The sequence below is a fragment of the Escherichia sp. WS3227_2 genome (assembly GCF_046486495.1).
Lineage (GTDB): Bacteria > Pseudomonadota > Gammaproteobacteria > Enterobacterales > Enterobacteriaceae > Escherichia > Escherichia coli.
In genome coordinates this window covers 19,978-44,931 of the sequence record NZ_JBJQLG010000017.1, presented here as the reverse complement: position 1 = coordinate 44,931, position 24,954 = coordinate 19,978, and the positions used below count along the sequence as shown (strand labels likewise).

Annotated in this window: 26 protein-coding genes and 2 pseudogenes; 15 read left to right on the top strand and 13 right to left on the bottom strand. The window is 50.7% G+C overall.

Annotation, left to right across the window (positions count from 1 at the left end):
• Positions 1-17: 17 nt before the first annotated feature.
• Both cyaY and ACJHXB_RS20735 read right to left on the bottom strand, forming a co-directional pair.
• A complete protein-coding gene (gene cyaY, locus ACJHXB_RS20740) occupies positions 18-338 on the bottom strand; it encodes an iron donor protein CyaY (protein ID WP_000999947.1) in 321 nt (106 codons plus the stop codon).
• A 125-nt stretch (positions 339-463) separates the two neighbouring features.
• Positions 464-649: pseudogene (locus ACJHXB_RS20735) on the bottom strand (DKNYY family protein); the annotation flags it as partial.
• A 158-nt stretch (positions 650-807) separates the two neighbouring features.
• On the opposite strand from ACJHXB_RS20735, the gene lptM reads away from it, so the two are divergent.
• From lptM to uvrD, 6 genes are all read left to right on the top strand, one after another.
• Positions 808-1,011, top strand: a complete 204-nt coding sequence (gene lptM, locus ACJHXB_RS20730; protein ID WP_000799887.1) for an LPS translocon maturation chaperone LptM — start codon at positions 808-810, stop codon at positions 1,009-1,011.
• 36 nt (positions 1,012-1,047) lie between these two features.
• Entirely contained in the window at positions 1,048-1,872 is an 825-nt protein-coding gene (dapF, locus tag ACJHXB_RS20725; RefSeq protein ID WP_001160658.1) for a diaminopimelate epimerase, read from the top strand.
• Positions 1,869-2,576 carry a DUF484 domain-containing protein gene (locus ACJHXB_RS20720; RefSeq protein WP_000812800.1) on the top strand — a complete coding sequence of 236 codons (708 nt, stop codon included), beginning with the start codon at positions 1,869-1,871 and terminating at the stop codon, positions 2,574-2,576. The genes dapF and ACJHXB_RS20720 overlap by 4 nt, the downstream gene beginning before the upstream one ends.
• A complete protein-coding gene (gene xerC, locus ACJHXB_RS20715) occupies positions 2,573-3,469 on the top strand; it encodes a tyrosine recombinase XerC (protein ID WP_000130702.1) in 897 nt (298 codons plus the stop codon). Before ACJHXB_RS20720 ends, xerC begins: the two co-directional genes overlap by 4 nt.
• On the top strand, positions 3,469-4,185 hold the full coding sequence (yigB, locus tag ACJHXB_RS20710) for a 5-amino-6-(5-phospho-D-ribitylamino)uracil phosphatase YigB (protein WP_001213584.1): 717 nt from the start codon (positions 3,469-3,471) through the stop codon (positions 4,183-4,185). Before xerC ends, yigB begins: the two co-directional genes overlap by 1 nt.
• 83 nt (positions 4,186-4,268) lie before the next feature.
• A complete protein-coding gene (gene uvrD / locus ACJHXB_RS20705; protein ID WP_000383407.1) occupies positions 4,269-6,431 on the top strand; it encodes a DNA helicase II in 2,163 nt (720 codons plus the stop codon).
• A gap of 54 nt (positions 6,432-6,485) precedes the next feature.
• Here the strand turns inward: uvrD and ACJHXB_RS20700 are convergent, their stop codons facing one another.
• Positions 6,486-7,388, bottom strand: coding sequence for an S-adenosyl-l-methionine hydroxide adenosyltransferase family protein (locus tag ACJHXB_RS20700; protein ID WP_087891133.1), 903 nt, complete (start codon positions 7,386-7,388; stop codon positions 6,486-6,488).
• Between the two features lie 82 nt (positions 7,389-7,470).
• On the bottom strand, positions 7,471-8,235 hold the full coding sequence (locus ACJHXB_RS20695; protein WP_000951172.1) for a phosphodiester glycosidase family protein: 765 nt from the start codon (positions 8,233-8,235) through the stop codon (positions 7,471-7,473).
• Between the two features lie 161 nt (positions 8,236-8,396).
• Between ACJHXB_RS20695 and ysgD the strand changes: the two genes are divergently transcribed.
• Complete coding sequence (ysgD, locus tag ACJHXB_RS20690; protein ID WP_211180520.1) at positions 8,397-8,453, top strand: protein YsgD; 57 nt, start codon at positions 8,397-8,399, stop codon at positions 8,451-8,453.
• Between the two features lie 151 nt (positions 8,454-8,604).
• Positions 8,605-9,555 (top strand): magnesium/cobalt transporter CorA, encoded by a 951-nt coding sequence (corA, locus tag ACJHXB_RS20685; RefSeq protein ID WP_000947159.1) that lies wholly within the window; start codon positions 8,605-8,607, stop codon positions 9,553-9,555.
• Positions 9,556-9,590: 35 nt separating this feature from the next.
• Here the strand turns inward: corA and ACJHXB_RS20680 are convergent, their stop codons facing one another.
• From ACJHXB_RS20680 to yigI, 4 genes and pseudogenes are all read right to left on the bottom strand, one after another.
• Positions 9,591-10,088, bottom strand: a complete 498-nt coding sequence (locus ACJHXB_RS20680; RefSeq protein ID WP_000837551.1) for a DUF943 family protein — start codon at positions 10,086-10,088, stop codon at positions 9,591-9,593.
• On the bottom strand, positions 10,085-10,933 hold the full coding sequence (locus tag ACJHXB_RS20675) for a YPO3983 family protein (protein ID WP_001059676.1): 849 nt from the start codon (positions 10,931-10,933) through the stop codon (positions 10,085-10,087). Before ACJHXB_RS20675 ends, ACJHXB_RS20680 begins: the two co-directional genes overlap by 4 nt.
• Before the next feature lie 310 nt (positions 10,934-11,243).
• Positions 11,244-12,133 (bottom strand): annotated as a pseudogene (gene rarD / locus ACJHXB_RS20670) (EamA family transporter RarD).
• A gap of 51 nt (positions 12,134-12,184) precedes the next feature.
• A complete protein-coding gene (yigI, locus tag ACJHXB_RS20665; protein ID WP_001277142.1) occupies positions 12,185-12,652 on the bottom strand; it encodes an acyl-CoA thioesterase YigI in 468 nt (155 codons plus the stop codon).
• Positions 12,653-12,816: 164 nt separating this feature from the next.
• Here yigI and pldA point away from each other — a divergent pair, with 164 nt between their 5' ends.
• From pldA to rhtC, 3 genes are all read left to right on the top strand, one after another.
• Positions 12,817-13,686: a phospholipase A gene (gene pldA, locus ACJHXB_RS20660; protein ID WP_001259693.1), complete on the top strand. Its 870-nt coding sequence runs from the start codon at positions 12,817-12,819 to the stop codon at positions 13,684-13,686.
• Between the two features lie 124 nt (positions 13,687-13,810).
• Positions 13,811-15,640 carry an ATP-dependent DNA helicase RecQ gene (gene recQ / locus ACJHXB_RS20655; RefSeq protein WP_024177878.1) on the top strand — a complete coding sequence of 610 codons (1,830 nt, stop codon included), beginning with the start codon at positions 13,811-13,813 and terminating at the stop codon, positions 15,638-15,640.
• A gap of 63 nt (positions 15,641-15,703) precedes the next feature.
• On the top strand, positions 15,704-16,324 hold the full coding sequence (gene rhtC / locus ACJHXB_RS20650; protein WP_000928844.1) for a threonine export protein RhtC: 621 nt from the start codon (positions 15,704-15,706) through the stop codon (positions 16,322-16,324).
• A 61-nt stretch (positions 16,325-16,385) separates the two neighbouring features.
• Here the strand turns inward: rhtC and rhtB are convergent, their stop codons facing one another.
• Positions 16,386-17,006, bottom strand: coding sequence for a homoserine/homoserine lactone efflux protein (rhtB, locus tag ACJHXB_RS20645; protein ID WP_000171710.1), 621 nt, complete (start codon positions 17,004-17,006; stop codon positions 16,386-16,388).
• 110 nt (positions 17,007-17,116) lie between these two features.
• On the opposite strand from rhtB, the gene pldB reads away from it, so the two are divergent.
• The 3 genes from pldB to bioP all read left to right on the top strand — a co-directional run bounded on the left by pldB (position 17,117) and on the right by bioP (position 19,922).
• Positions 17,117-18,139 carry a lysophospholipase L2 gene (gene pldB / locus ACJHXB_RS20640; protein ID WP_000487671.1) on the top strand — a complete coding sequence of 341 codons (1,023 nt, stop codon included), beginning with the start codon at positions 17,117-17,119 and terminating at the stop codon, positions 18,137-18,139.
• 7 nt (positions 18,140-18,146) lie between these two features.
• A complete protein-coding gene (yigL, locus tag ACJHXB_RS20635) occupies positions 18,147-18,947 on the top strand; it encodes a sugar/pyridoxal phosphate phosphatase YigL (RefSeq protein ID WP_000285353.1) in 801 nt (266 codons plus the stop codon).
• A gap of 75 nt (positions 18,948-19,022) precedes the next feature.
• Positions 19,023-19,922 carry a biotin transporter gene (bioP, locus tag ACJHXB_RS20630; protein ID WP_001196244.1) on the top strand — a complete coding sequence of 300 codons (900 nt, stop codon included), beginning with the start codon at positions 19,023-19,025 and terminating at the stop codon, positions 19,920-19,922.
• Here bioP and metR read toward each other — a convergent pair.
• Complete coding sequence (metR, locus tag ACJHXB_RS20625) at positions 19,810-20,763, bottom strand: HTH-type transcriptional regulator MetR (RefSeq protein ID WP_000573612.1); 954 nt, start codon at positions 20,761-20,763, stop codon at positions 19,810-19,812. The two genes, bioP and metR, sit on opposite strands and share 113 nt — an antisense overlap.
• A gap of 117 nt (positions 20,764-20,880) precedes the next feature.
• Between metR and metE the strand changes: the two genes are divergently transcribed.
• Positions 20,881-23,142, top strand: coding sequence for a 5-methyltetrahydropteroyltriglutamate--homocysteine S-methyltransferase (metE, locus tag ACJHXB_RS20620; RefSeq protein ID WP_000153942.1), 2,262 nt, complete (start codon positions 20,881-20,883; stop codon positions 23,140-23,142).
• 121 nt (positions 23,143-23,263) lie between these two features.
• Here the strand turns inward: metE and ACJHXB_RS20615 are convergent, their stop codons facing one another.
• The 3 genes from ACJHXB_RS20615 to tssD are packed head-to-tail and all read right to left on the bottom strand — an operon-like array spanning position 23,264 to position 24,810.
• Positions 23,264-23,386: a hypothetical protein gene (locus ACJHXB_RS20615; RefSeq protein WP_410233534.1), complete on the bottom strand. Its 123-nt coding sequence runs from the start codon at positions 23,384-23,386 to the stop codon at positions 23,264-23,266.
• A 40-nt stretch (positions 23,387-23,426) separates the two neighbouring features.
• On the bottom strand, positions 23,427-23,672 hold the full coding sequence (locus ACJHXB_RS20610; protein WP_000627420.1) for a hypothetical protein: 246 nt from the start codon (positions 23,670-23,672) through the stop codon (positions 23,427-23,429).
• Positions 23,662-24,810: a type VI secretion system tube protein TssD gene (gene tssD / locus ACJHXB_RS20605; RefSeq protein WP_001280045.1), complete on the bottom strand. Its 1,149-nt coding sequence runs from the start codon at positions 24,808-24,810 to the stop codon at positions 23,662-23,664. The genes ACJHXB_RS20610 and tssD overlap by 11 nt, the downstream gene beginning before the upstream one ends.
• Between the last annotated feature and the right edge of the window lie 144 nt (positions 24,811-24,954).

The window sequence follows — 24,954 nt, the reverse complement described above, 5'->3', positions numbered from 1 at the left end:
TTATCCGGCATGCAATCTTAGCGGAAACTGACTGTTTCACCCGCCTGCTGCGTCGCCGCCTGTTCCAGCAAATCCCAGAAGGTTTCGCCGCTGCGATCGCAAATCCACTCATCGCCTTTCAGATCAAAATGGTAGCCGCCTTGTTTGGTTGCCAGCCATACCTGGTGCAGCGGCTCCTGGCGGTTGATAATGATTTTGCTGCCGTTTTCAAAGGTAATGGTCAGTACACCGCCGTTGATTTCGCAGTCGATATCGCTATCGCCATCCCAGTCGTCCAGACGCTCTTCAATGGTCAGCCACAGTTGATCAGCCAGGCGATGAAATTCACTGTCGTTCATTGTTGTATCCTGTTTTTAAGTGATGGCGGCAGTATAGCGGCATGGGGTCAGGGCTTCAAAGTTTGCACCTCTGCGGCTGCGTTCCGGCATGATTCATCTGTCAACGGAATAATAATGTCTCTATATAGCGAAAGATTGGTCTTTTCATAAGGGCGCAAATACACCACGCCTTTTCCCTGTTTCTGGTAAATATTATGTTCAGGCGCGGAAAGCCGACATCCCCATGCCGACGATAAAAACAACGAACAAGACAACAAACAAACCACATTGCGATAGTGCATAAAGCCATCCTGGCGCGAGGTGCCGATCACGAAACTGCCAGCAAAACATAAATCGCCACGTGTAAGCGTTATACTCGCAGCATTTCCTCACTTTTCAGACTTCATAAAGAGTCGCTAAACGCTTGCTTTTACGCCTTCTCCTGCGATGATAGAAAGCAGAAAGCGATGAACTTTACAGGCAATCCATAATGAAAAACGTGTTTAAGGCACTCACTGTATTACTTACTCTCTTCAGCCTGACGGGCTGCGGTCTGAAAGGTCCGCTCTATTTCCCGCCTGCAGATAAAAACGCACCACCGCCGACCAAACCGGTAGAGATGCAAACGCAATCCACGGTGCCGGATAAAAACGACCGCGCCACTGGCGATGGTCCATCCCAGGTGAATTACTAAAAGTCAGTTTCTGTACCCGCGTGATTGGAGTAAATGATGCAGTTCTCGAAAATGCATGGCCTTGGCAACGATTTTATGGTCGTCGACGCGGTAACGCAGAATGTCTTTTTTTCACCGGAGCTGATTCGTCGCCTGGCGGATCGGCACCTGGGGGTAGGGTTTGACCAACTGCTGGTGGTTGAGCCACCGTATGATCCTGAACTGGATTTTCACTATCGCATTTTCAATGCTGATGGCAGTGAAGTGGCGCAGTGCGGCAACGGCGCGCGCTGCTTTGCCCGTTTTGTGCGTCTGAAAGGGCTGACCAATAAGCGCGATATCCGCGTCAGCACCGCCAACGGACGGATGGTTCTGACCGTCACCAATGATGATCTGGTCCGCGTCAATATGGGCGAACCCAACTTCGAACCTTCTGCCGTGCCATTTCGCGCTAACAAAGCGGAAAAGACCTATATTATGCGCGCCGCCGAGCAGACAATCTTATGTGGCGTGGTGTCGATGGGAAATCCGCACTGCGTGATTCAGGTCGATGATGTCGATACCGCGGCGGTAGAAACGCTTGGTCCTGTTCTGGAAAGCCACGAGCGTTTTCCGGAGCGCGCCAATATCGGTTTTATGCAAGTGGTTAAGCGCGAGCATATTCGTTTACGCGTTTATGAGCGTGGGGCAGGAGAAACCCAGGCCTGCGGCAGCGGCGCATGTGCGGCGGTGGCGGTAGGGATTCAGCAAGGTTTGCTGGCCGAAGAAGTACGCGTGGAACTCCCCGGCGGTCGTCTTGATATCGCCTGGAAAGGTCCGGGTCACCCGTTATATATGACTGGCCCGGCGGTACATGTCTACGACGGATTTATTCATCTATGAAGCAACCAGGGGAAGAACTGCAGGAAACACTCACGGAGCTTGATGACCGGGCGGTTGTCGATTATCTGATTAAAAATCCTGAGTTTTTTATCCGCAATGCGCGCGCAGTTGAAGCGATACGTGTGCCGCATCCGGTACGCGGCACCGTTTCGTTGGTCGAGTGGCACATGGCCCGCGCGCGTAATCACATTCATGTTCTGGAAGAGAACATGGCGTTGTTGATGGAACAGGCTATTGCCAACGAAGGCCTGTTTTATCGCTTACTCTACTTGCAGCGCAGTCTCACCGCCGCCAGCAGTCTCGATGATATGCTGATGCGCTTTCACCGCTGGGCGCGCGATCTCGGCCTGGCAGGGGCGAGTCTGCGGCTGTTTCCGGATCGCTGGCGCTTAGGTGCGCCGTCGAACCACACTTATCTGGCATTAAGCCGTCAGTCTTTCGAACCGCTGCGTATTCAGCGTCTGGGGCAGGAACAGCACTATCTGGGGCCGCTTAACGGACCGGAGCTTCTGGTGGTGCTACCGGAAGCGAAAGCGGTGGGATCGGTGGCGATGTCGATGCTGGGAAGCGATGCTGATTTGGGTGTTGTGCTGTTTACTAGTCGCGATGCCAGTCACTATCAACAAGGGCAGGGAACGCAGTTACTTCATGAAATTGCGCTGATGTTGCCGGAGCTTCTGGAGCGTTGGATTGAACGCGTATGACCGATTTACACACCGATGTAGAACGCTACCTACGTTATCTGAGCGTGGAGCGTCAGCTTAGCCCGATAACCCTGCTTAACTATCAACGTCAGCTTGAGGCGATCATCAATTTTGCCAGCGAAAACGGCCTGCGAAGCTGGCAGCAATGCGATGCAACGATGGTGCGCAATTTTGCTGTACGCAGTCGCCGTAAAGGGCTGGGAGCTGCAAGTCTGGCGTTACGGCTTTCTGCGCTACGTAGCTTTTTTGACTGGCTGGTCAGCCAGAACGAGCTCAAAGCCAACCCGGCGAAAGGTGTTTCGGCACCGAAAGCGCCGCGTCATCTGCCGAAAAACATCGACGTCGATGATATGAATCGGCTGCTGGATATTGATATCAACGATCCCCTCGCCGTGCGCGATCGGGCAATGCTGGAAGTGATGTACGGCGCGGGTCTGCGTCTTTCCGAACTGGTGGGGCTCGATATCAAACACCTCGACCTGGAGTCTGGTGAAGTGTGGGTGATGGGAAAAGGCAGCAAAGAGCGCCGCCTGCCGATTGGTCGCAACGCTGTGGCGTGGATTGAGCACTGGCTTGATTTGCGCGACCTGTTTGGTAGCGAAGACGACGCGCTTTTTCTGTCGAAACTGGGCAAGCGTATCTCCGCGCGTAATGTGCAGAAACGCTTTGCCGAATGGGGCATCAAACAAGGGCTGAATAATCACGTTCACCCGCATAAATTACGTCACTCGTTCGCTACGCATATGCTGGAGTCGAGCGGCGATCTTCGTGGTGTGCAGGAGCTGCTGGGTCATGCCAACCTCTCCACCACGCAAATCTATACTCATCTTGATTTTCAACACCTTGCCTCGGTGTACGATGCGGCGCATCCACGCGCCAAACGGGGGAAATAATGCGTTTTTACCGGCCTTTGGGGCGCATCTCGGCGCTCACCTTTGACCTGGATGATACCCTTTACGATAACCGTCCGGTGATTTTGCGCACCGAGCGAGAGGCGCTTACCTTTGTGCAAAATTACCATCCGGCGCTGCGCAGCTTCCAGAATGAAGATCTGCAACGCCTGCGCCAGGCGGTACGGGAAGCGGAACCCGAGATTTATCACGACGTGACGCGCTGGCGTTTTCGTTCGATTGAACAAGCGATGCTCGACGCCGGGCTGAGTGCCGAAGAAGCCAGTGCAGGCGCACACGCAGCAATGATCAACTTTGCCAAATGGCGCAGCCGAATCGATGTCCCGCAGCAAACCCACGACACCTTAAAACAGCTGGCGAAGAAATGGCCGCTGGTGGCGATCACCAACGGTAACGCCCAGCCGGAGCTGTTTGGTTTAGGGGATTATTTTGAGTTTGTGTTGCGCGCTGGCCCGCACGGGCGCTCAAAACCGTTCAGCGATATGTACTTCCTGGCGGCGGAAAAACTCAACGTGCCGATCGGCGAGATCTTACATGTCGGGGACGATCTCACCACTGACGTGGGTGGGGCAATTCGCAGCGGAATGCAGGCCTGTTGGATCAGACCGGAAAATGGCGATCTGATGCAAACCTGGGACAGCCGTTTACTCCCGCATCTGGAAATTTCCCGGTTGGCATCTCTGACCTCGCTGATATAATCAGCAAATCTGTATATATACCCAGCTTTTTGGCGGAGGGCGTTGCGCTTCTCCGCCCAACCTATTTTTACGCGGCGGTGCCAATGGACGTTTCTTACCTGCTCGACAGCCTTAATGACAAACAGCGCGAAGCGGTGGCCGCGCCACGCAGCAACCTTCTGGTGCTGGCGGGCGCGGGCAGTGGTAAGACGCGCGTACTGGTGCATCGTATCGCCTGGCTGATGAGCGTGGAAAACTGCTCGCCATATTCGATTATGGCGGTAACGTTTACCAACAAAGCGGCGGCGGAGATGCGTCATCGTATCGGGCAGCTGATGGGCACCAGCCAGGGCGGCATGTGGGTCGGCACCTTCCACGGGCTGGCGCACCGTCTGCTGCGTGCGCACCATATGGACGCCAATCTGCCGCAGGATTTTCAGATCCTCGACAGCGAGGACCAGCTACGCCTGCTCAAACGCCTAATCAAGGCGATGAACCTCGACGAGAAGCAGTGGCCGCCGCGCCAGGCAATGTGGTACATCAACAGCCAGAAAGATGAAGGCCTGCGTCCGCATCATATTCAAAGCTACGGTAATCCGGTGGAGCAGACCTGGCAGAAGGTGTATCAGGCGTATCAGGAAGCGTGCGATCGTGCGGGCCTGGTGGACTTCGCCGAGCTGCTGCTACGTGCTCACGAGTTGTGGCTTAACAAGCCGCATATCCTTCAGCACTATCGCGAACGGTTTACCAATATCCTGGTGGACGAATTCCAGGATACCAACAACATTCAGTATGCGTGGATCCGCCTGCTGGCGGGCGATACCGGCAAAGTGATGATCGTTGGCGATGACGATCAGTCAATCTACGGCTGGCGTGGAGCGCAGGTGGAGAATATTCAGCGTTTCCTCAATGATTTCCCCGGTGCTGAAACTATCCGTCTGGAGCAGAACTACCGCTCTACCAGCAATATTCTGAGCGCCGCGAACGCCCTGATTGAAAACAACAACGGGCGTTTGGGTAAAAAACTGTGGACCGATGGCGCGGATGGTGAGCCTATTTCCCTCTATTGCGCTTTTAACGAACTCGATGAAGCGCGTTTTGTGGTTAACCGTATCAAAACCTGGCAGGACAACGGCGGGGCGCTTGCCGAGTGCGCCATTCTCTACCGCAGCAACGCCCAGTCGCGTGTGCTGGAAGAAGCACTGTTACAGGCAAGTATGCCGTACCGTATTTACGGCGGGATGCGATTCTTCGAACGCCAGGAAATCAAAGATGCGCTCTCGTATCTGCGCCTGATTGCCAACCGTAATGACGACGCGGCCTTTGAGCGCGTGGTGAATACACCAACGCGGGGTATTGGTGACCGGACGCTGGACGTGGTACGTCAGACATCGCGCGATCGCCAGTTAACACTCTGGCAGGCATGTCGTGAACTGTTGCAGGAAAAAGCCCTCGCCGGACGTGCTGCCAGTGCCTTACAGCGGTTTATGGAACTGATCGACGCCTTAGCGCAGGAAACTGCCGATATGCCGCTGCATGTACAGACTGACCGGGTAATTAAAGACTCCGGCCTGCGCACAATGTACGAGCAGGAGAAAGGCGAAAAAGGCCAGACGCGTATCGAAAACTTAGAGGAACTGGTGACGGCGACGCGCCAGTTCAGCTACAACGAAGAAGACGAAGATTTAATGCCGCTGCAGGCGTTCCTCTCCCATGCGGCACTGGAAGCAGGTGAAGGGCAGGCGGATACCTGGCAGGACGCGGTGCAGTTGATGACGCTACACTCGGCGAAAGGGCTGGAGTTCCCGCAGGTGTTTATCGTCGGTATGGAAGAGGGTATGTTCCCAAGTCAGATGTCGCTGGATGAAGGCGGACGTCTGGAAGAAGAACGCCGTCTGGCCTACGTTGGCGTAACCCGCGCGATGCAGAAACTGACGCTGACCTACGCGGAAACCCGCCGTCTGTATGGCAAAGAGGTTTACCATCGCCCGTCGCGCTTTATCGGCGAGCTGCCGGAAGAGTGTGTGGAAGAGGTGCGCCTGCGCGCCACGGTAAGCCGCCCGGTCAGCCATCAACGGATGGGTACGCCGATGGTCGAGAACGACAGCGGCTACAAGCTCGGCCAGCGCGTACGCCACGCTAAGTTTGGTGAAGGCACCATCGTCAATATGGAAGGCAGCGGTGAGCATAGCCGTTTGCAGGTGGCATTCCAGGGCCAGGGTATTAAATGGCTGGTGGCGGCTTACGCCCGGTTGGAGACGGTGTAATTTACAACTCCGTTGCCGGATGCGGTGCGCCACACCGCATCCGGCATCAGCACCTTACTTAGCGCACTTCTTCACATCAATATTCCAGTCAGCACCAGACGCAACCTGATGTTTCTGCGAAAAATTATCCATATTCAGCGCCACGGAAACATTCAATAAGCTGTTCAGATACACCATCGGCTGGCCTTCCGGCACATCGCCGAAGCTTGCGACATACGGCATTTTCCCTGCGTATTTTTGCTGGGAACCTTCGGAAATGGTCACACACAACGTGTCGTTGAGTTTGATTCCTGCCTGATTCAGCAACTCGTCGCTGATATTGCTCCAGACGTTGCCGTACTGAATATCGAGAATCGGGATATTGCCCTTCACTTCACCTTTTGTTGCTTTTGCTTTCTGATAAGAAAGTTCGACAACTTTTGCAGGAAGCTCTGGCCCCACCTGTTCGAACGTGATCGCTCCGGAAGCCAGACGCGCACCGGTGTAGGCATATACATCGCGACCATGGAAGGTATATGACTTTTCAGAACCTTTCAGGCGGTTAGCTTTTTCGTCGATTTCCCGGACGCTATCAATACCCAGAGTTTGTGCCACCAAAGTGAGCGTACCGTTATCTGGTGAAACGAAGTATTGACCGTTTTTGGTTTTCAGCACTACCGATTTACGGTCAGTGCCTACGCCCGGATCGACCACGCTAACAAACACCGAACCTTGCGGCCAGTAACTGGCAGTCTGATACAGGCGATAAGCGCCTTCCCAGATGTTATACGGTGGAATTTCGTGTGTTAAATCAAAGATTTTAAGATTATGGTCAACGCCGAATGCGACCCCTTTCATCGCCGAGACGGCACCATCTTTCAGGCTAAAATCAGTTTGTAAAATCAAAGCGTTATCCGCATAGGCGGATGATGATCCCAGACACGTTAATAAAAATAACGTTGCGAGCGTTTTTTTCATTTTTGTTTCCCTTCATTTATCTGATGATTTTCCAGCTGTGTAGCCAGTCCCAGTTTGTCTGGCCTCCTCGAGTGTATAATGCTTAACCTTTCCACTCGACGGAAATCATGGTGACAAAAGGATAGCGTTGCCACGGGATTGCCCCGCCTTTCATATAAATATGTGAAATTGTGCCATCAAGATAAAGCAACTGCTCAACGTTCAGTTTCGCTTTGGCATAACAGGCAAAATCATAAAAATTTGTCGCCTGCTGGCTCAACAAAAACACGGCGTTCCCTTGTTTATTAATCCCAACACCGTTACGAATTTTACGTGAGGCGACGTTGGGATGAATACGCGGATTAATTACGCCGTTTTCTAATAACATTGGCCCTGACTGCACCGCAAACTGAATCTCTTTACTGGTTTTAAAGGCATCCAGACGAACGATGCCGACTTTATCTCCCGCGACATAAAACACGCCGCCAGGACGAATAAAGAAATTCCCTTCACCTGAAGCGAGATTTAACGCCACCTCCTGCTGACCGTTTTCGATGTACAAACCGAGCGGCGCATAGCTTTCATCATAGATGCCGCCGTTCATTGCCATCTGCACCTGACCCTGACTATTAATATCCGCCAGCAGAGCATGTAACGTTCCCCACGCTTCGCCATTGGCTTTTTGCCAGTACATTTTCACCCGCTCTGTTTGAGGATTAACGGTATACGCCTGTACGGTCAGCGCCGGATCTGAGAGTGCGCAATCATCAGCGGCAACAGCAAATAAGGGAAGTAAGGTGAGGGTGAGAAAAATCCGTTTGAGATTCAAGGTGATCATTCCTTTACCAATGAGTAGCCGATGCGCCATTATAGGTCCTGGATGTGGGATTTTTTTATCCTGTTAGCGACCTTGACGAGTACCAAAAAGCGCGAAGTTCAACTATTGTTCTGTGGTGTTCTGTTGCGTGTTGACGGCAAAATTTTGCTGGCGTAACATGCGCGCACGATCACTCTAAGAGGACATTCGCCTTGGACACACCCAGTAGATACTGGCTCACTATCCTGTCATCCAGGATCAACTCCTAAGGCTATCCCTTTTTGCTGATAGCCTTAGCGGTTGTCAGCGACCTCAATTTTTCCCGTCGCGCTGAGTCAGGCTGTTTAATGGTCTGAAACCCAATTTGTTTCTGTGTGCCCACCGAACTGTCCGATATTTTAAGCATTGGGAGTCCCGGTCATGCTGAGCGCATTTCAACTGGAAAATAACCGACTGACCCGGCTGGAAGTCGAAGAGTCACAACCCCTTGTAAATGCAGTATGGATTGATCTTGTCGAACCGGACGACGACGAGCGACTGCGCGTACAATCTGAACTTGGCCAGAGCCTGGCAACCCGCCCGGAACTGGAAGACATCGAAGCATCGGCACGTTTCTTTGAAGACGATGACGGCCTGCATATTCACTCCTTCTTCTTCTTTGAAGATGCGGAAGATCACGCCGGTAACTCCACTGTGGCATTTACCATCCGTGATGGTCGTCTGTTTACTCTGCGTGAGCGTGAACTGCCTGCATTCCGTCTGTATCGTATGCGTGCCCGTAGCCAGTCGATGGTAGACGGTAATGCCTACGAGCTGCTGCTGGATCTGTTCGAAACCAAAATCGAACAGTTGGCAGATGAAATTGAAAATATCTACAGCGACCTGGAGCAGTTGAGCCGGGTAATTATGGAAGGGCATCAGGGCGATGAGTACGACGAGGCGCTCTCCACGCTGGCGGAACTGGAAGATATCGGCTGGAAAGTTCGCCTGTGTCTGATGGATACCCAGCGTGCGCTCAACTTCCTGGTACGCAAGGCGCGTTTACCGGGTGGTCAACTGGAGCAGGCGCGTGAAATCCTGCGAGATATCGAATCCCTGCTGCCGCATAACGAATCCCTGTTCCAGAAGGTGAACTTCCTGATGCAGGCGGCGATGGGCTTTATCAACATCGAGCAGAACCGCATCATCAAAATCTTCTCGGTGGTATCCGTGGTGTTCCTGCCACCGACGCTGGTGGCTTCCAGCTATGGCATGAACTTTGAGTTTATGCCGGAACTGAAGTGGAGTTTCGGCTACCCTGGCGCGATTATCTTTATGATCCTCGCGGGCCTGGCACCGTATCTGTACTTTAAACGGAAGAACTGGTTGTAATATAAATGCCGGGTAAAGATTGTTCTTTATCCGGCTTATTGCTGAAAATTGTCTTTTTCAAAGTCATGCGGGTTGAACACTCGCTCTATCTTATTTTCCTGGGTTAGTTGATACTCATTGTTATCAGCAATAAAAAAATGAGTATTACGGTAAGGATATTCATTAATAACCATTAAATAGTTTTTTACGATGCAATTATCATTGCTCTTAATCGTCGGGAAACAGTAGAGATCTTCATACGGCCCTTCGATATATTTTTTATAGTCAGTGAAGCCATTACCGATATCAATAACATACCAGGTATGCCAACTACCTTCTGGTAGGGGATTTTGACTTTTAATTTCATCCTGATGCTTCAGATACCAATTTATTTTATCGCTATCAGTCCATGGCAGATGATCAACGACCAGAAAGACTGAATTGCCAGCATCAGAGTATGTATACAAAATCTGTACAGGACGCAATGTCCATAAATTATAGATGCAGCATAGAAGAAATAAACATAATATAATTTTCTGGAGTTTGCTTTTCATAGATAATTTTCGATTCTTTCGATAGTGTTAAAATTGGTGAAAAAAGGTTTGAAAGCAAAGTCTTTATGCCGTTGTAAAAAGAACCATATGCGAAAAAATCTATACTTGTTGTAAATCTTGTTTTTTATATCAGTCACATCCAAACCAAAGTGGTCTTGTGCTATGAAATGAATGGTAGCGCTCCAGCCCATAGGATATTTTTGAAAATTTAAAAGAGATATTTTTTGAGCTGAGATATCATGAATGCTGATTCCCAGGCCATTAAAATTATCTTTAAAATCATTGAATTTATTTAGTCTTGATGAAAGTAATTCGGTCTTAATCTTTTGTAGGAGAAGAGGCCGGTATCCTATCGTAGGTGTTGAAGAAATATCATTTTCGATACATTCTTTGATTACACGTATTGGGCTATTATAATCATATTTGTTTATTCGTTCATGAAAAGATAAGTTCAATTCCTGGCTATGGAAACTGTTGCCATTTCCATATCTAAAATGATCAATCAGATCCTGGATGAGTGTTTTGTATTGTCCAAAAAAGGAAAACATTTTTGCCAGATCTTTCATTTCTGCAAATAAAATATCAATACATTCACTTTGTGATATTTTTGTTCCAGAAGTTGGAACACTAAAAGCACCATAAGTAGAATTCGGCCCAGGAAAATGGTATTTAATGAGGCGGTAAGGATCAACTTTTGCAGAGATGTCGCTTAAGCCGAGTGAGAGAAAATCTTGTTCTTCCATATCCCCATATTGCATATCATCAGCAGAAAAATCATCGAATAAAGTAATAGTTTCGAAAAGTGTACAGGGCATATTAATTGATGAGCCTAATATGTTGTTCATTTATATTCTCCTTTCTTATAATTAAGGGTAATGTTAATTTGATAAGAAATAATAGGCTAAAAAATTTTTAAAAAAGAAATGCACTTCACATTTTTCATTACATTCTGAAGAGAACTTGGTTAATGATTGGTCTTGCTCATCGCTAATAACATAATGCTGAATTTACCAAAAATGAAATTTATTAAAGCAAATGAAAATATACAACGACGTCTGGAAATTCTGCCTTTCCTTATGTGAGTCTCCTGTCAGCATGGCAATATGCCCACTCTCATGCAAGAGTCGGCATATTTTTTCAGAATATATTTATTTTTTATTTGGACGTTCTACGCTCGTATAAATCGCATCCATCACAAAAATTGCCAGCGCCACCCAAATAAAGGCGAAGGTCACCATTTTATCGGTACCCGGTTTTTCACCATAAAACGTCACAGCCAGCAGGAACATCAGCGTCGGGCCAATGTACTGGAAAAAGCCTAACGTTGAGAGACGCAAGCGCGTGGCAGCGGCAGTAAAACACAACAGCGGTACGGTAGTGACAATACCGGCGGCGATCAGCAGTAAATTCAGCGACATCGGGTTTTGCCCCATATGGCTGGTTGAGCTGTCGGCAATAGCAAACAGGTAAATCGCCGCCACGGGCAGCAGCCACATGGTTTCGATTAACATGCCGGTTTGCGCTTCAACGGCAATCTTCTTGCGTACCAGGCCGTAGAAGGCAAAACTAAACGCCAGCCCCAGCGCGATGATCGGCAGTGAACCAAAAGTCCACAACTGAACCAACACGCCACATATCGCCAGAATCACCGCCAGCCATTGCATCCGGCGGAATCGCTCGCCGAGGAAAATCATCCCTAGCACAATGTTCACCAGCGGGTTAATAAAGTAACCAAGGCTCGCTTCCAGCATATGGTGATTGTTCACCGCCCAGATAAACAGTAGCCAGTTGCCACCAATCAGCACGGCAGAGACTGCCAGCATAAAAATTTTCTGTGGCGTCTGAATCAGCGTTTTTAAATAGGACCACTGGCGGCAGATGCTCATCAGCACCACCATAAAGAAAAACGACCAGATCACGCGATGCGTCAGGATCTCATCGGCGGGCACGTAGTAAATTAGCTTGAAGTACGCTGGCGCAATACCCCAAATAAAATAAGCGGCAAGAGCGAGTAATACGCCCTGCCGCGTTTGTTTTGCATCCATCGGGAATACTCATTTTTAATTGGTAACAGCAGTTTACCTGCTTTTACGTTATCAACCTACCATATAGGTGGCTGTAGCACTGGCAATATAAAGCTGTTCTTCATTGTGTAATTCAACGCGGGCGACGGCGACTTTATTGCCTGCACGTAACAGGCTACTGGTAGCAGTAAAACGCTCGCCTCTGCCTGGGCGCAGATAATCGACGCGAAGATCAATGGTCCCCATCCGCGATAGCCGCTGGCGTAGTTCATCTTCACTGATGGTTTCGTGGCGGGTTAAGGTACTTCCCACGCACACCAGACCTGCGGCGACATCCAGCGCCGACGCAATGACCCCGCCGTGCAAAATGCTTTGCGCCCAGTTACCCACCATCATTGGCTGATTTTTAAAGGCCAGCTGTGCGAACTCTTTTTCGTAACGCTCCAGTTCCATCCCCAATGCGCGGTTAAATGGCATGTGATAAACAAACATCTCACCCACTAATTTCAGGGCTTGTTCAGCGGTCAGTACGGCAGACATATCATCCTTACACTTCATTAGTTAATGAAATGTTGATTTTATGCTTCTTTGTTGTTGGTTTCTACTTTAGGAAGGGATAACTAACGGCTATGGAGTTAAGTATGTAAAATAGCCCGCAGAAAAATATTCACCTTATCAATAATTCGTTACGGAGAACACGAGCGATGCGGACTCTGCAGGGCTGGTTGTTGCCGGTGTTTATGTTGCCTATGGCAGTATATGCACAAGAGGCAACGGTGAAAGAGGTGCATGACGCGCCAGCGGTGCGTGGCAGTATTATCGCCAATATGCTGCAGGAGCATGACAATCCGTTCACCCTTTATCCTTATGACACCAACTACATCATCTATACCCAAACCAGCGATCTGAATAAAGAAGCGATTGCCAGTTACGACTGGGCGGAAAATGCGCGTAAGGATGAAGTAAAGTTTCAGTTGAGCCTGGCGTTTCCGCTGTGGCGTGGGATTTTAGGCCCGAACTCGGTGTTGGGTGCGTCTTATACGCAAAAATCCTGGTGGCAACTGTCCAATAGCGAAGAGTCTTCACCGTTTCGTGAAACTAACTACGAACCGCAATTGTTCCTCGGTTTTGCCACGGATTACAACTTTGCTGGCTGGACGCTGCGCGATGTGGAAATGGGCTACAACCACGACTCAAACGGGCGTTCAGACCCGACTTCCCGCAGCTGGAACCGCCTTTATACCCGCCTGATGGCAGAAAACGGTAACTGGCTGGTAGAGGTGAAGCCGTGGTATGTGGTGGGGAATACGGACGATAACCCGGACATCACCAAATATATGGGCTATTACCAGCTTAAAATCGGCTATCACCTCGGTGATGCGGTACTGAGCGCGAAAGGGCAGTACAACTGGAACACCGGTTACGGTGGTGCGGAGTTAGGCTTAAGTTACCCGATCACCAAACATGTGCGCCTTTATACTCAGGTTTACAGTGGTTACGGCGAATCGCTCATCGACTATAACTTCAACCAGACCCGCGTTGGTGTGGGAGTTATGCTAAACGACCTGTTTTGATGAATGGTTGTCAAATCTGGAATCCAGCATCCAACATTATCCAGCCAGACGCTAAAAGCATTGCAGTTTCTCGCGCAGGCGCTGAAAATAGCGCCTGTTTTTATTTCAGGCAATCGGGGTGAATGTGGCGCAGGCGGAAGTGTTGAATCTGGAGTCCGGAGCTAAACAGGTTTTACAAGAAACCTTTGGCTACCAACAGTTTCGCCCCGGCCAGGAAGAGATTATCGACACTGTGCTTTCCGGTCGCGATTGCCTGGTCGTCATGCCCACTGGTGGCGGAAAATCCCTTTGCTATCAAATTCCTGCTTTATTGCTAAACGGCCTTACCGTGGTTGTTTCACCGCTGATTTCGTTGATGAAAGATCAGGTGGATCAACTGCAAGCCAACGGCGTGGCGGCGGCGTGCCTTAACTCGACGCAAACCCGCGAACAGCAACTTGAAGTGATGACAGGCTGCCGCACCGGGCAAATTCGTCTGCTTTATATCGCCCCGGAACGCCTGATGCTGGATAACTTTCTTGAGCATCTGGCGCACTGGAATCCGGTGTTATTAGCCGTTGATGAAGCGCACTGTATCTCCCAATGGGGCCACGATTTCCGCCCGGAATATGCCGCGCTCGGTCAGTTGCGCCAGCGGTTCCCGACGCTGCCGTTTATGGCGCTGACCGCCACAGCCGACGACACCACGCGGCAGGATATCGTGCGCCTGCTGGGGCTGAACGATCCGCTGATTCAAATCAGCAGTTTTGACCGTCCGAATATTCGCTACATGCTGATGGAGAAATTCAAACCGCTCGATCAGTTGATGCGCTACGTGCAGGAACAACGCGGTAAGTCGGGGATTATTTACTGCAACAGCCGGGCGAAAGTAGAAGACACCGCTGCGCGCCTGCAAAGCAAGGGAATTAGCGCGGCGGCCTATCATGCCGGGCTGGAAAATAATATTCGCGCCGACGTGCAGGAGAAATTCCAGCGCGATGACCTGCAAATTGTGGTGGCGACGGTGGCGTTCGGCATGGGCATCAACAAGCCTAACGTTCGCTTCGTGGTGCATTTTGATATTCCGCGCAATATCGAATCCTATTATCAGGAAACCGGTCGCGCCGGGCGTGATGGCCTGCCCGCGGAAGCGATGCTGTTTTACGATCCGGCCGATATGGCGTGGCTACGCCGTTGTCTGGAAGAGAAGCCGCAGGGGCAATTGCAGGATATCGAGCGCCATAAACTCAATGCGATGGGCGCGTTTGCCGAAGCGCAAACTTGCCGTCGTCTGGTATTGCTGAACTATTTTGGCGAAGGGCGGCAGGAGCCGTGCGGGAACTGCGATATCTGCCTCGATCCGCCGAAACAATACGATGGTTCAACCGATGCTCAGATTGCCCTTTCCACCATTGGTCGGGTGAATCAGCGGTTTGGGATGGGTTATGTGGTGGAAGTGATTCGTGGCGCTAATAACCAGCGTATCCGCGACTATGGTCATGACAAACTGAAAGTCTATGGCATGGGCCGTGATAAAAGCCATGAACATTGGGTGAGCGTGATCCGCCAGCTGATTCACCTCGGCCTGGTGACGCAAAATATTGCCCAGCATTCTGCCCTACAACTGACAGAGGCTGCGCGTCCGGTGCTGCGCGGCGAATCCTCTTTGCAACTTGCCGTGCCACGTATCGTGGCGCTCAAACCGAAAGCGATGCAGAAATCCTTCGGCGGCAACTACGATCGCAAACTGTTCGCCAAATTACGCAAACTGCGTAAATCGATTGCCGATGAAAGCAATGTCCCGCCGTACGTGGTGTTTAACGACGCAACCTTGATTGAGATGGCTGAACAGATGCCGATCACCGCCAGCGAAATGCTCAGCGTTAACGGCGTTGGGATGCGCAAGCTGGAACGCTTTGGCAAACCGTTTATGGCGCTGATTCGTGCGCATGTCGATGGTGACGACGAAGAGTAGTCAGCAGCATAAAAAAGTGCCAGGATGAAGACTCCGTAAACGTTTCCCCCGCGAGTCTAATGTATGTTGATGTTATTCCTCACCGTCGCCATGGTGCACATTGTGGCGCTTATGAGCCCCGGTCCCGATTTCTTTTTTGTCTCTCAGACCGCTGTTAGTCGTTCCCGTAAAGAAGCGATGATGGGCGTGCTGGGCATTACCTGCGGCGTAATGGTTTGGGCTGGGATTGCGTTGCTTGGCCTACATTTGATTATCGAAAAAATGGCCTGGCTGCATACGCTGATTATGGTGGGCGGTGGCCTGTATCTCTGCTGGATGGGTTATCAGATGCTGCGTAGCGCACTGAAAAAAGAGGTCGTTTCTGCGCCTGCGCCACAGGTAGAACTGGCAAAAAGCGGACGCAGTTTCCTGAAAGGCTTACTGACCAATCTCGCCAATCCGAAAGCGATTATCTACTTTGGTTCGGTATTCTCGCTGTTTGTCGGCGATAACGTCGGCACCACTGAGCGCTGGGGCATTTTCGCGTTGATTATTATCGAAACACTGGCGTGGTTTACCGTCGTTGCCAGCCTGTTTGCCCTGCCGCAAATGCGCCGTGGTTATCAACGTCTGGCGAAGTGGATTGATGGTTTTGCCGGGGCGTTATTTGCCGGATTTGGCATTCATTTGATTATTTCGCGTTGATGCCAGACGCGTCATCAGAGTAAGTCGGATAAGGCGTTTACGCCGCATCCGACATTATTTTTCACGCATGCCTCGCCGATGCTAACAGCGCTCCCACCAGCATAAACAACGAGCCGAAAATCTTATTCAGCGCCTTCATCTGCTTTGGTCCTTTAATCCATAGAGCAATCCGTTGAGCAAGGGTGGCGTAACCGATCATCACAATAATATCGACCACAATAGTGGTGACGCCGAGCACGATATACTGCATCAGTTGTGGCTGCTGCGGCATGATGAATTGCGGAAATAGCGCCGCCAGAAACACAATACTTTTGGGATTGGTAAGATTCACAAAAACTGCGCGCTGGAACAAATGTCGGCGCGATTGAGTAGAGGCTAGCGATTTAAGGTCAATTGCACCAGCGGCGCGCCATTGCTGTATTCCCAGCCAAATCAAGTAAGCTGCGCCTGCCCACTTCAACACTTCAAACGCAATCACTGAGCGGGAAAATAGCGTCCCCAAACCCACGCCAACCAGCACAATATGAATCGCCAGTCCGGTCTGAAGCCCAGCAATAGACGCCACCGCACCGCGATAACCGTGGTTGAGCGAGGTGGTCATGGTGTTGATTGCGCCAGAGCCTGGCGACAGGCTTAAAATGATCGATGTCAGCAGGTAGGCAAACCACCATTCTAAGGTCATGATGAACTCCCGGTGTGTCTATTTTTGTGCCACAATACGCTACTGTCGCAGCGTTGTGTCAGGCACGCTTAAAAAAACGATTTTACGTGGTTTAAGAGGCAGATTACCCGATGTTTCAGCAGCAAAAAGACTGGGAAACAAGAGAAAACGCGTTTGCTGCTTTTACCATGGGACCGCTGACTGATTTCTGGCGTCAGCGTGATGAAGCAGAATTTACTGGTGTGGATGACATTCCGGTGCGCTTTGTCCGTTTTAGCGCAAAGCACCATGACCGGGTGGTAGTCATCTGCCCGGGGCGTATTGAGAGCTACGTAAAATATGCGGAACTGGCCTACGATTTGTTCCATTTGGAGTTTGATGTCTTAATCATCGACCATCGCGGGCAGGGACGTTCCGGTCGCCTGTTAGCCGATCCGCATCTCGGGCATGTTAATCGCTTTAATGATTATGTTGATGATCTGGCGGCATTCTGGCAACAGGAGGTCCAGCCCGGTCCGTGGCGTAAACGCTATATACTGGCACATTCGATGGGCGGTGCGATCTCCACATTATTTCTGCAACGCCATCCAGGTGTATGTGACGCCATTGCGCTAACTGCGCCAATGTTTGGGATCGTGATTCGTATGCCGTCATTTATGGCACGGCAAATCCTCAACTGGGCCGAAGCGCATCCACGTTTCCGTGATGGCTATGCAATAGGCACTGGGCGCTGGCGCGCGTTGCCGTTTGCTATCAACGTACTGACCCACAGCAGACAGCGATATCGACGTAACTTACGCTTTTATGCTGATGACCCAACGATTCGCGTCGGTGGGCCGACCTACCATTGGGTACGCGAAAGTATTCTGGCTGGCGAACAGGTGTTAGCCGGTGCGGGTGATGACACCACACCAACGCTTCTCTTACAAGCTGAAGAGGAACGCGTGGTGGATAACCGCATGCATGACCGTTTTTGTGAACTCCGCACCGCTGCGGGCCATCCTGTCGAAGGAGGACGGCCGTTGGTAATTAAAGGTGCGTACCATGAGATCCTTTTTGAAAAGGACGCAATGCGCTCAGTCGCGCTCCACGCCATCGTTGATTTTTTCAACAGGCATAACTCACCCAGCGGAAACCGCTCTACAGAGGTTTAAATTTCTTATGTACCAGGTTGTTGCGTCTGATTTAGATGGCACGTTACTTTCTCCCGACCATACGTTATCCCCTTACGCCAAAGAAACTCTGAAGCTGCTCACCGCGCGCGGCATCAACTTTGTGTTTGCGACCGGTCGTCACCACGTTGATGTGGGGCAAATTCGCGATAATCTGGAGATTAAGTCTTACATGATTACCTCCAATGGCGCGCGCGTTCATGATCTGGATGGCAATCTGATTTTTGCTCATAACCTGGATCGCGACATTGCCAGCGATCTGTTTGGCGTAGTCAACGACAATCCGGACATCATTACTAACGTTTATCGCGACGACGAATGGTTTATGAATCGCCATCGCCCGGAAGAGATGCGCTTTTTTAAAGAAGCGGTGTTCAAATATGCGCTGTATGAGCCGGGATTACTGGAGCCGGAAGGCGTCAGCAAAGTGTTCTTCACCTGCGATTCCCATGAACAACTTCTGCCGCTGGAGCAGGCGATCAACGCTCGCTGGGGCGATCGCGTCAACGTTAGTTTCTCTACCTTAACCTGTCTGGAAGTGATGGCGGGCGGCGTGTCGAAAGGCCATGCACTGGAAGCGGTGGCGAAGAAACTGGGCTACAGCCTGAAGGATTGTATTGCATTTGGTGACGGGATGAACGACGCCGAAATGCTGTCGATGGCGGGGAAAGGCTGCATTATGGGCAGTGCGCATCAGCGTCTGAAAGATCTGCATCCGGAGCTGGAAGTGATTGGTACTAATGCCGAAGACGCGGTGCCGCATTATCTGCGTAAACTCTATTTATCGTAATCGTTCTTTATTTGGTCAGTTGTCAACCTGATATTTCGCTACAATGGATACTCGTTAATCAAAGAGTTTTCCATTGTGGCGCTACTTATCATCACCACGATTCTGTGGGCCTTCTCCTTTAGCTTTTATGGCGAGTACCTTGCGGGGCACGTCGATAGCTATTTTGCGGTGCTGGTGCGCGTTGGCCTGGCGGCACTCGTTTTTCTGCCGTTTCTGCGTACCCGTGGCAATAGCCTGAAAACGGTCGGCCTGTATATGCTGGTGGGCGCGATGCAGCTCGGCGTGATGTATATGCTGAGTTTTCGCGCCTATCTCTACCTGACGGTCTCCGAGCTGCTGCTGTTCACCGTACTGACGCCGCTCTACATCACGTTGATTTATGACATCATGAGTCAGCGCCGTCTGCGCTGGGGCTATGCTTTTAGCGCCTTGTTGGCGGTGATTGGTGCCGGGATTATTCGCTATGATCAGGTCACCGACCACTTCTGGACTGGCCTGCTGCTGGTGCAGCTCTCCAATATCACTTTTGCCATCGGCATGGTGGGTTACAAACGTCTGATGGAAACTCGCCCGATGCCGCAGCATAACGCCTTTGCGTGGTTCTATCTTGGCGCGTTCCTGGTGGCGGTGATTGCATGGTTCTTGCTGGGAAATGCGCAGAAAATGCCACAAACCACGCTGCAATGGGGCATTCTGGTGTTTCTTGGCGTGGTGGCTTCCGGGATTGGCTACTTTATGTGGAACTACGGCGCAACCCAAGTAGACGCCGGAACGCTGGGCATTATGAATAATATGCACGTTCCGGCAGGGCTGCTGGTAAACCTGGCTATCTGGCACCAACAGCCGCACTGGCCAACGTTTATTACAGGCGCGCTGGTGATCCTGGCCTCACTGTGGGTGCATCGTAAGTGGGTCGCTCCGCGCTCTTCACAAACGGCAGATGATCGCAGGCGTGATTGCGCGCTGAGCGAATAAACGCTTCTGTAATCGGCTGACGCTGCTCGCCATCACGCACGGCGGCGTACAGTCGGCTCCACAAGCCTTCGCCCAGGGTTTTGGTCACCACCAGACCCTGGCGTTCAAAACTCTCCACCACCCAATGCGGTAGTGCGGCAATACCCATCCGTGCGGCAACCATCTGAATCAACAATAAGGTGTTATCGACGCTTTTCAGTGACGGGCTGATGCCTGCTGGCTGAAGAAAATGCCGCCAGACATCCAGTCGACTACGCTGCACCGGATAAATCAACAGCGTCTCGCTGGCGAGATCTTCCGGTGTAATACGCGTTTTCGCCGCCAGTGGATGGTCAGGTGCCAATACCAGACGCACTTCATAGTCGAACATCGGCGAATAATGCAGGCCACTGCGCGGCAGAATATCGGACGTCATCACCAGATCCAGCTCGCCCTGTTGCAACGCAGGCTGCGGGTCAAACGTCACGCCCGATTTAAAGTCCATCTCGACCTGCGGCCAGTTCTTATGGAAATTTTCTAACGCGGGTGTCAGCCACTGAATACAGCTATGGCACTCAATGGCAATGCGCAGACGCGTCTGCTGCGGTTCATTGCAGGCTTGCAGTGCCTGGCTGATTTGCGGCAGCACCTGATTTGCCAGTTGCAACAGGATTTCTCCCTGCGGTGTAAAGCGAAGCGGCTGGCTTTTACGCACAAATAGCCGGAAGCCAAGGCGTTGTTCCAGATCGCTAAACTGGTGAGACAGGGCGGATTGCGTCTGATGCAACGTCGCCGCAGCGGCTGCGAGCGAGCCGCAGTTCCGCAACGCTTGTAGCGTTTTCAGGTGTTTTACTTCGATCATGAAAGTCCTTCACTTCGGCATGAATAATTTGCGCTTGAGGAATATACAGTAACCGCCAATTATGGATGTGTAAACATCTGGACGGCTAAATACTAAAAATTCCATAAGGGGCATATAATGACAATTCTTAATCACACCCTCGGTTTCCCTCGCGTTGGCCTGCGTCGCGAGCTGAAAAAAGCGCAAGAAAGTTATTGGGCGGGGAACTCCACGCGTGAAGAACTGCTGGCGGTTGGGCGTGAATTACGTGCCCGTCACTGGGATCAACAAAAGCAGGCGGGTATCGACCTGCTGCCGGTGGGCGATTTTGCCTGGTACGATCATGTACTGACCACCAGTCTGCTGCTGGGTAATGTTCCGCCACGTCATCAGAACAAAGATGGTTCGGTAGATATCGACACCCTGTTCCGTATTGGTCGTGGACGTGCGCCGACTGGTGAACCTGCGGCGGCAGCGGAAATGACCAAATGGTTTAACACCAACTATCACTACATGGTGCCGGAGTTCGTTAAAGGCCAACAGTTCAAACTGACCTGGACGCAGCTGCTGGAGGAAGTGGACGAGGCGCTGGCGCTGGGCCACAAGGTGAAACCTGTGCTGCTGGGGCCGGTTACCTACCTGTGGCTGGGTAAAGTGAAAGGTGAACAGTTTGATCGCCTGAGCCTGCTGAACGACATTCTGCCGGTTTATCAGCAGGTGCTGGCAGAGCTGGCGAAACGCGGCATCGAGTGGGTACAGATTGATGAACCCGCGCTGGTACTGGAACTGCCGCAGGCGTGGCTGGACGCATACAAACCCGCTTACGACGCGCTCCAGGGACAGGTGAAACTGCTGCTGACCACCTATTTTGAAGGCGTAACGCCAAATCTCGACACGATTACTGCGCTGCCTGTTCAGGGTCTGCATGTCGATCTTGTACATGGTAAAGATGACGTTGCTGAACTGCACAAGCGTCTGCCTTCTGACTGGCTGCTGTCTGCGGGTCTGATCAATGGTCGTAACGTCTGGCGCGCCGATCTTACCGAGAAATATGCGCAAATTAAGGACATTGTCGGCAAACGTGATTTGTGGGTGGCATCTTCCTGCTCGTTGCTGCACAGCCCAATCGATCTGAGCGTGGAGACGCGTCTGGATGCGGAGGTGAAAAGCTGGTTTGCCTTCGCTCTGCAAAAATGTGAAGAACTGGTGCTGTTGCGCGATGCGCTCAATAGCGGTGATACGTCTGCGCTGGCAGCGTGGAGCGCTCCGATTCAGGCGCGTCGTCACTCTACCCGTGTCCATAATCCGGCGGTAGAAAAGCGTCTGGCGGCGATCACCGCCCAGGACAGTCAGCGTACGAATGTCTATGAAGTGCGTGCTGAAGCCCAGCGTGCGCGTTTTAAACTGCCCGCGTGGCCGACCACCACGATTGGTTCCTTCCCGCAAACCACGGAAATTCGTACCCTGCGTCTGGATTTCAAAAAGGGTAATCTCGACGCCAACAACTACCGCACGGGCATTGCGGAACATATCAAGCAGGCCATTGTTGAGCAGGAACGTTTAGGTCTGGATGTGCTGGTGCATGGCGAGGCCGAGCGTAATGACATGGTGGAATACTTTGGCGAGCATCTCGACGGTTTTGTCTTTACGCAAAACGGTTGGGTACAGAGCTACGGTTCCCGCTGCGTGAAGCCGCCGATTGTCATTGGTGACGTTAGCCGCCCGGCACCGATTACCATTGAGTGGGCGAAGTATGCGCAATCGCTGACTGACAAACCGGTGAAAGGGATGCTGACCGGCCCGGTGACCATTCTCTGCTGGTCGTTCCCGCGTGAAGATGTCAGCCGTGAAACCATCGCCAAACAAATTGCGCTGGCGCTGCGTGATGAAGTGGCGGACCTGGAAGCCGCAGGAATTGGCATCATCCAGATTGATGAACCGGCGCTGCGCGAAGGTTTACCGCTGCGTCGCAGCGACTGGGATGCCTATCTCCAGTGGGGCGTGGAGGCTTTCCGTATCAACGCCGCCGTGGCGAAAGATGACACACAAATCCACACTCACATGTGTTACTGCGAGTTCAACGACATCATGGATTCGATTGCGGCGCTGGACGCAGACGTCATCACCATCGAAACCTCGCGTTCCGACATGGAGTTGCTGGAGTCGTTTGAAGAGTTTGATTATCCAAATGAAATTGGTCCAGGCGTCTATGACATTCACTCGCCAAACGTACCGAGCGTAGAATGGATTGAAGCCTTGCTGAAGAAAGCGGCAAAACGCATTCCGGCAGAGCGTCTGTGGGTCAACCCGGACTGTGGCCTGAAAACGCGCGGCTGGCCAGAAACCCGCGCGGCACTGGCGAACATGGTGCAGGCGGCGCAGAATTTGCGTCGGGGATGATGAATATTAACGAGTCACTGTAAATTGCAGTACGATGAAAGAGGCAAAACTGCCTGATACCAGGCCTACATAATTTATGCAATTTATTGAATTTTTGGGTTTTGTTGGCCGGACAAGGCGTTCACGCCGCATCCGGCATGAACAACGCGCACTTTGCCAATAATCTGATGGCTTCCATCACCGGAAGCCATTTTGCTATCTGCACCCGTTCAGATACAGAAATAACCGAATCATTTTTACGCAAAATATAATCCTGAGCGATTTGTTCAGTAATCAACGCTACGTTATTTATTCTCACTTTTCACGAAATTGTATCCCTTTTCAGTAACGTGGTAGTGAGGCATAGACTTATGTCCGCTATCCTCAATAATAACCAAACCCTCGTTAGCTAATTTGTTAATAATGTTAACAACATTACCGAATCCTGGAATTTGCCTTATGGATAGTGTGCGATCGAGATTCATCCAGTTCCAGTTTATATCTTTCTCAGCCATAACTTTCAGTACGTTAATTTCAGTTTCAGTTATCATAGTCAAGTGCATCCTGGTGGTATAAGTCATTAAGTTCTCCCTTAAGTTTATAATCTTCTAGAGTAGCAGTATGCGTATGATTCCAGAGTGCATAGCCTGCGTCACCATCAGGTTGTCCTGTTTCCCAACCAAGATTACAGTAACGCTGATATTCCCGACACTCATGAGTATAGAAGTTAAGATCTACTTGTTCTGGGGGGATTTTTCCTTTCTCAATGTCTTTCAGTCTATTGATCATCACTTCATTTACAGGATCATGACCAAATCTGGCTATATGTTTTTCAACAATAGCGATACCTTCCCTGTTGATTGTTACGCCATCTGTCGTCAGGTTTTCTATTGGACCACCGGCAAGCTCGGGATTAAATGGTCTTCCTGATACTGCTCCTCTGGCTCCGAAATGCTCAAGTGATTCCAAATCAGGGAGTCTCATTCTTCCCAGAACAACTCCAGCAACTATTGAAGCACCAGCGATGAGTAACCCTTTGTTATCCATAACTTGATCGTAACCAGCAGGTGCATCTCCTCCCAACTTGTTTGCTGTTTCCCTGAATCCTTCGATATTCCCATTGTATATGCCGCCAGCAGCAAGCAGTCTGCCAACCGCTTTACTATTGAGTGTTTTGAGGCCATTATCATCTTTAGTTTTTGGCCGTGGTATAAACAGACGGTTGTAGTTATCGGGAAATGCCAAATAACTAAATTCAGTATTAGCAATCAGATGCCTGGAGAGTATATATTCATAACTGACAGTGATGGTTTCTGTATCCAGATTGTTCTCAGTAAACAGGTGATTGATTGCTGATAAGAGCGCGCCGCGAAGTTGAATGTTGTAATATTTCTCCCATCGACCAAATCTATTGATCCGATAGAAGTCAAACTCCATGAACAACTGCTCGTTATTGTTAATAGCGTTAATAAGTAACGGGGAGCTTTTGTCAATCAATTTACAGAAACTAAGGCCATGCAATTGTGACCCTTTGTCTGTATTCGTAATACTATTAGAGAGCGAGAACGCGAAGATTTCATCTTCATGGCCAATCTGCCAGCGATTACCTATTGATGCGCTCGTTCCACAACGAGAGGAAATACATCCTTGTTGTTCTCCGGTTATGTTCAGGTAAATAATATCACTCATCCTTGAAAAACCTTTTGTTAATTCTTTTGTGAAAGAGAAATAGTATTGTTGTTTTTTTTACCTTTATTTACGCCTAAAAGTGATGAACTAAAATGTGAAAAACAAAATGTTTCACTTTAATATCTTTTTATCAGGAAGGTCTGA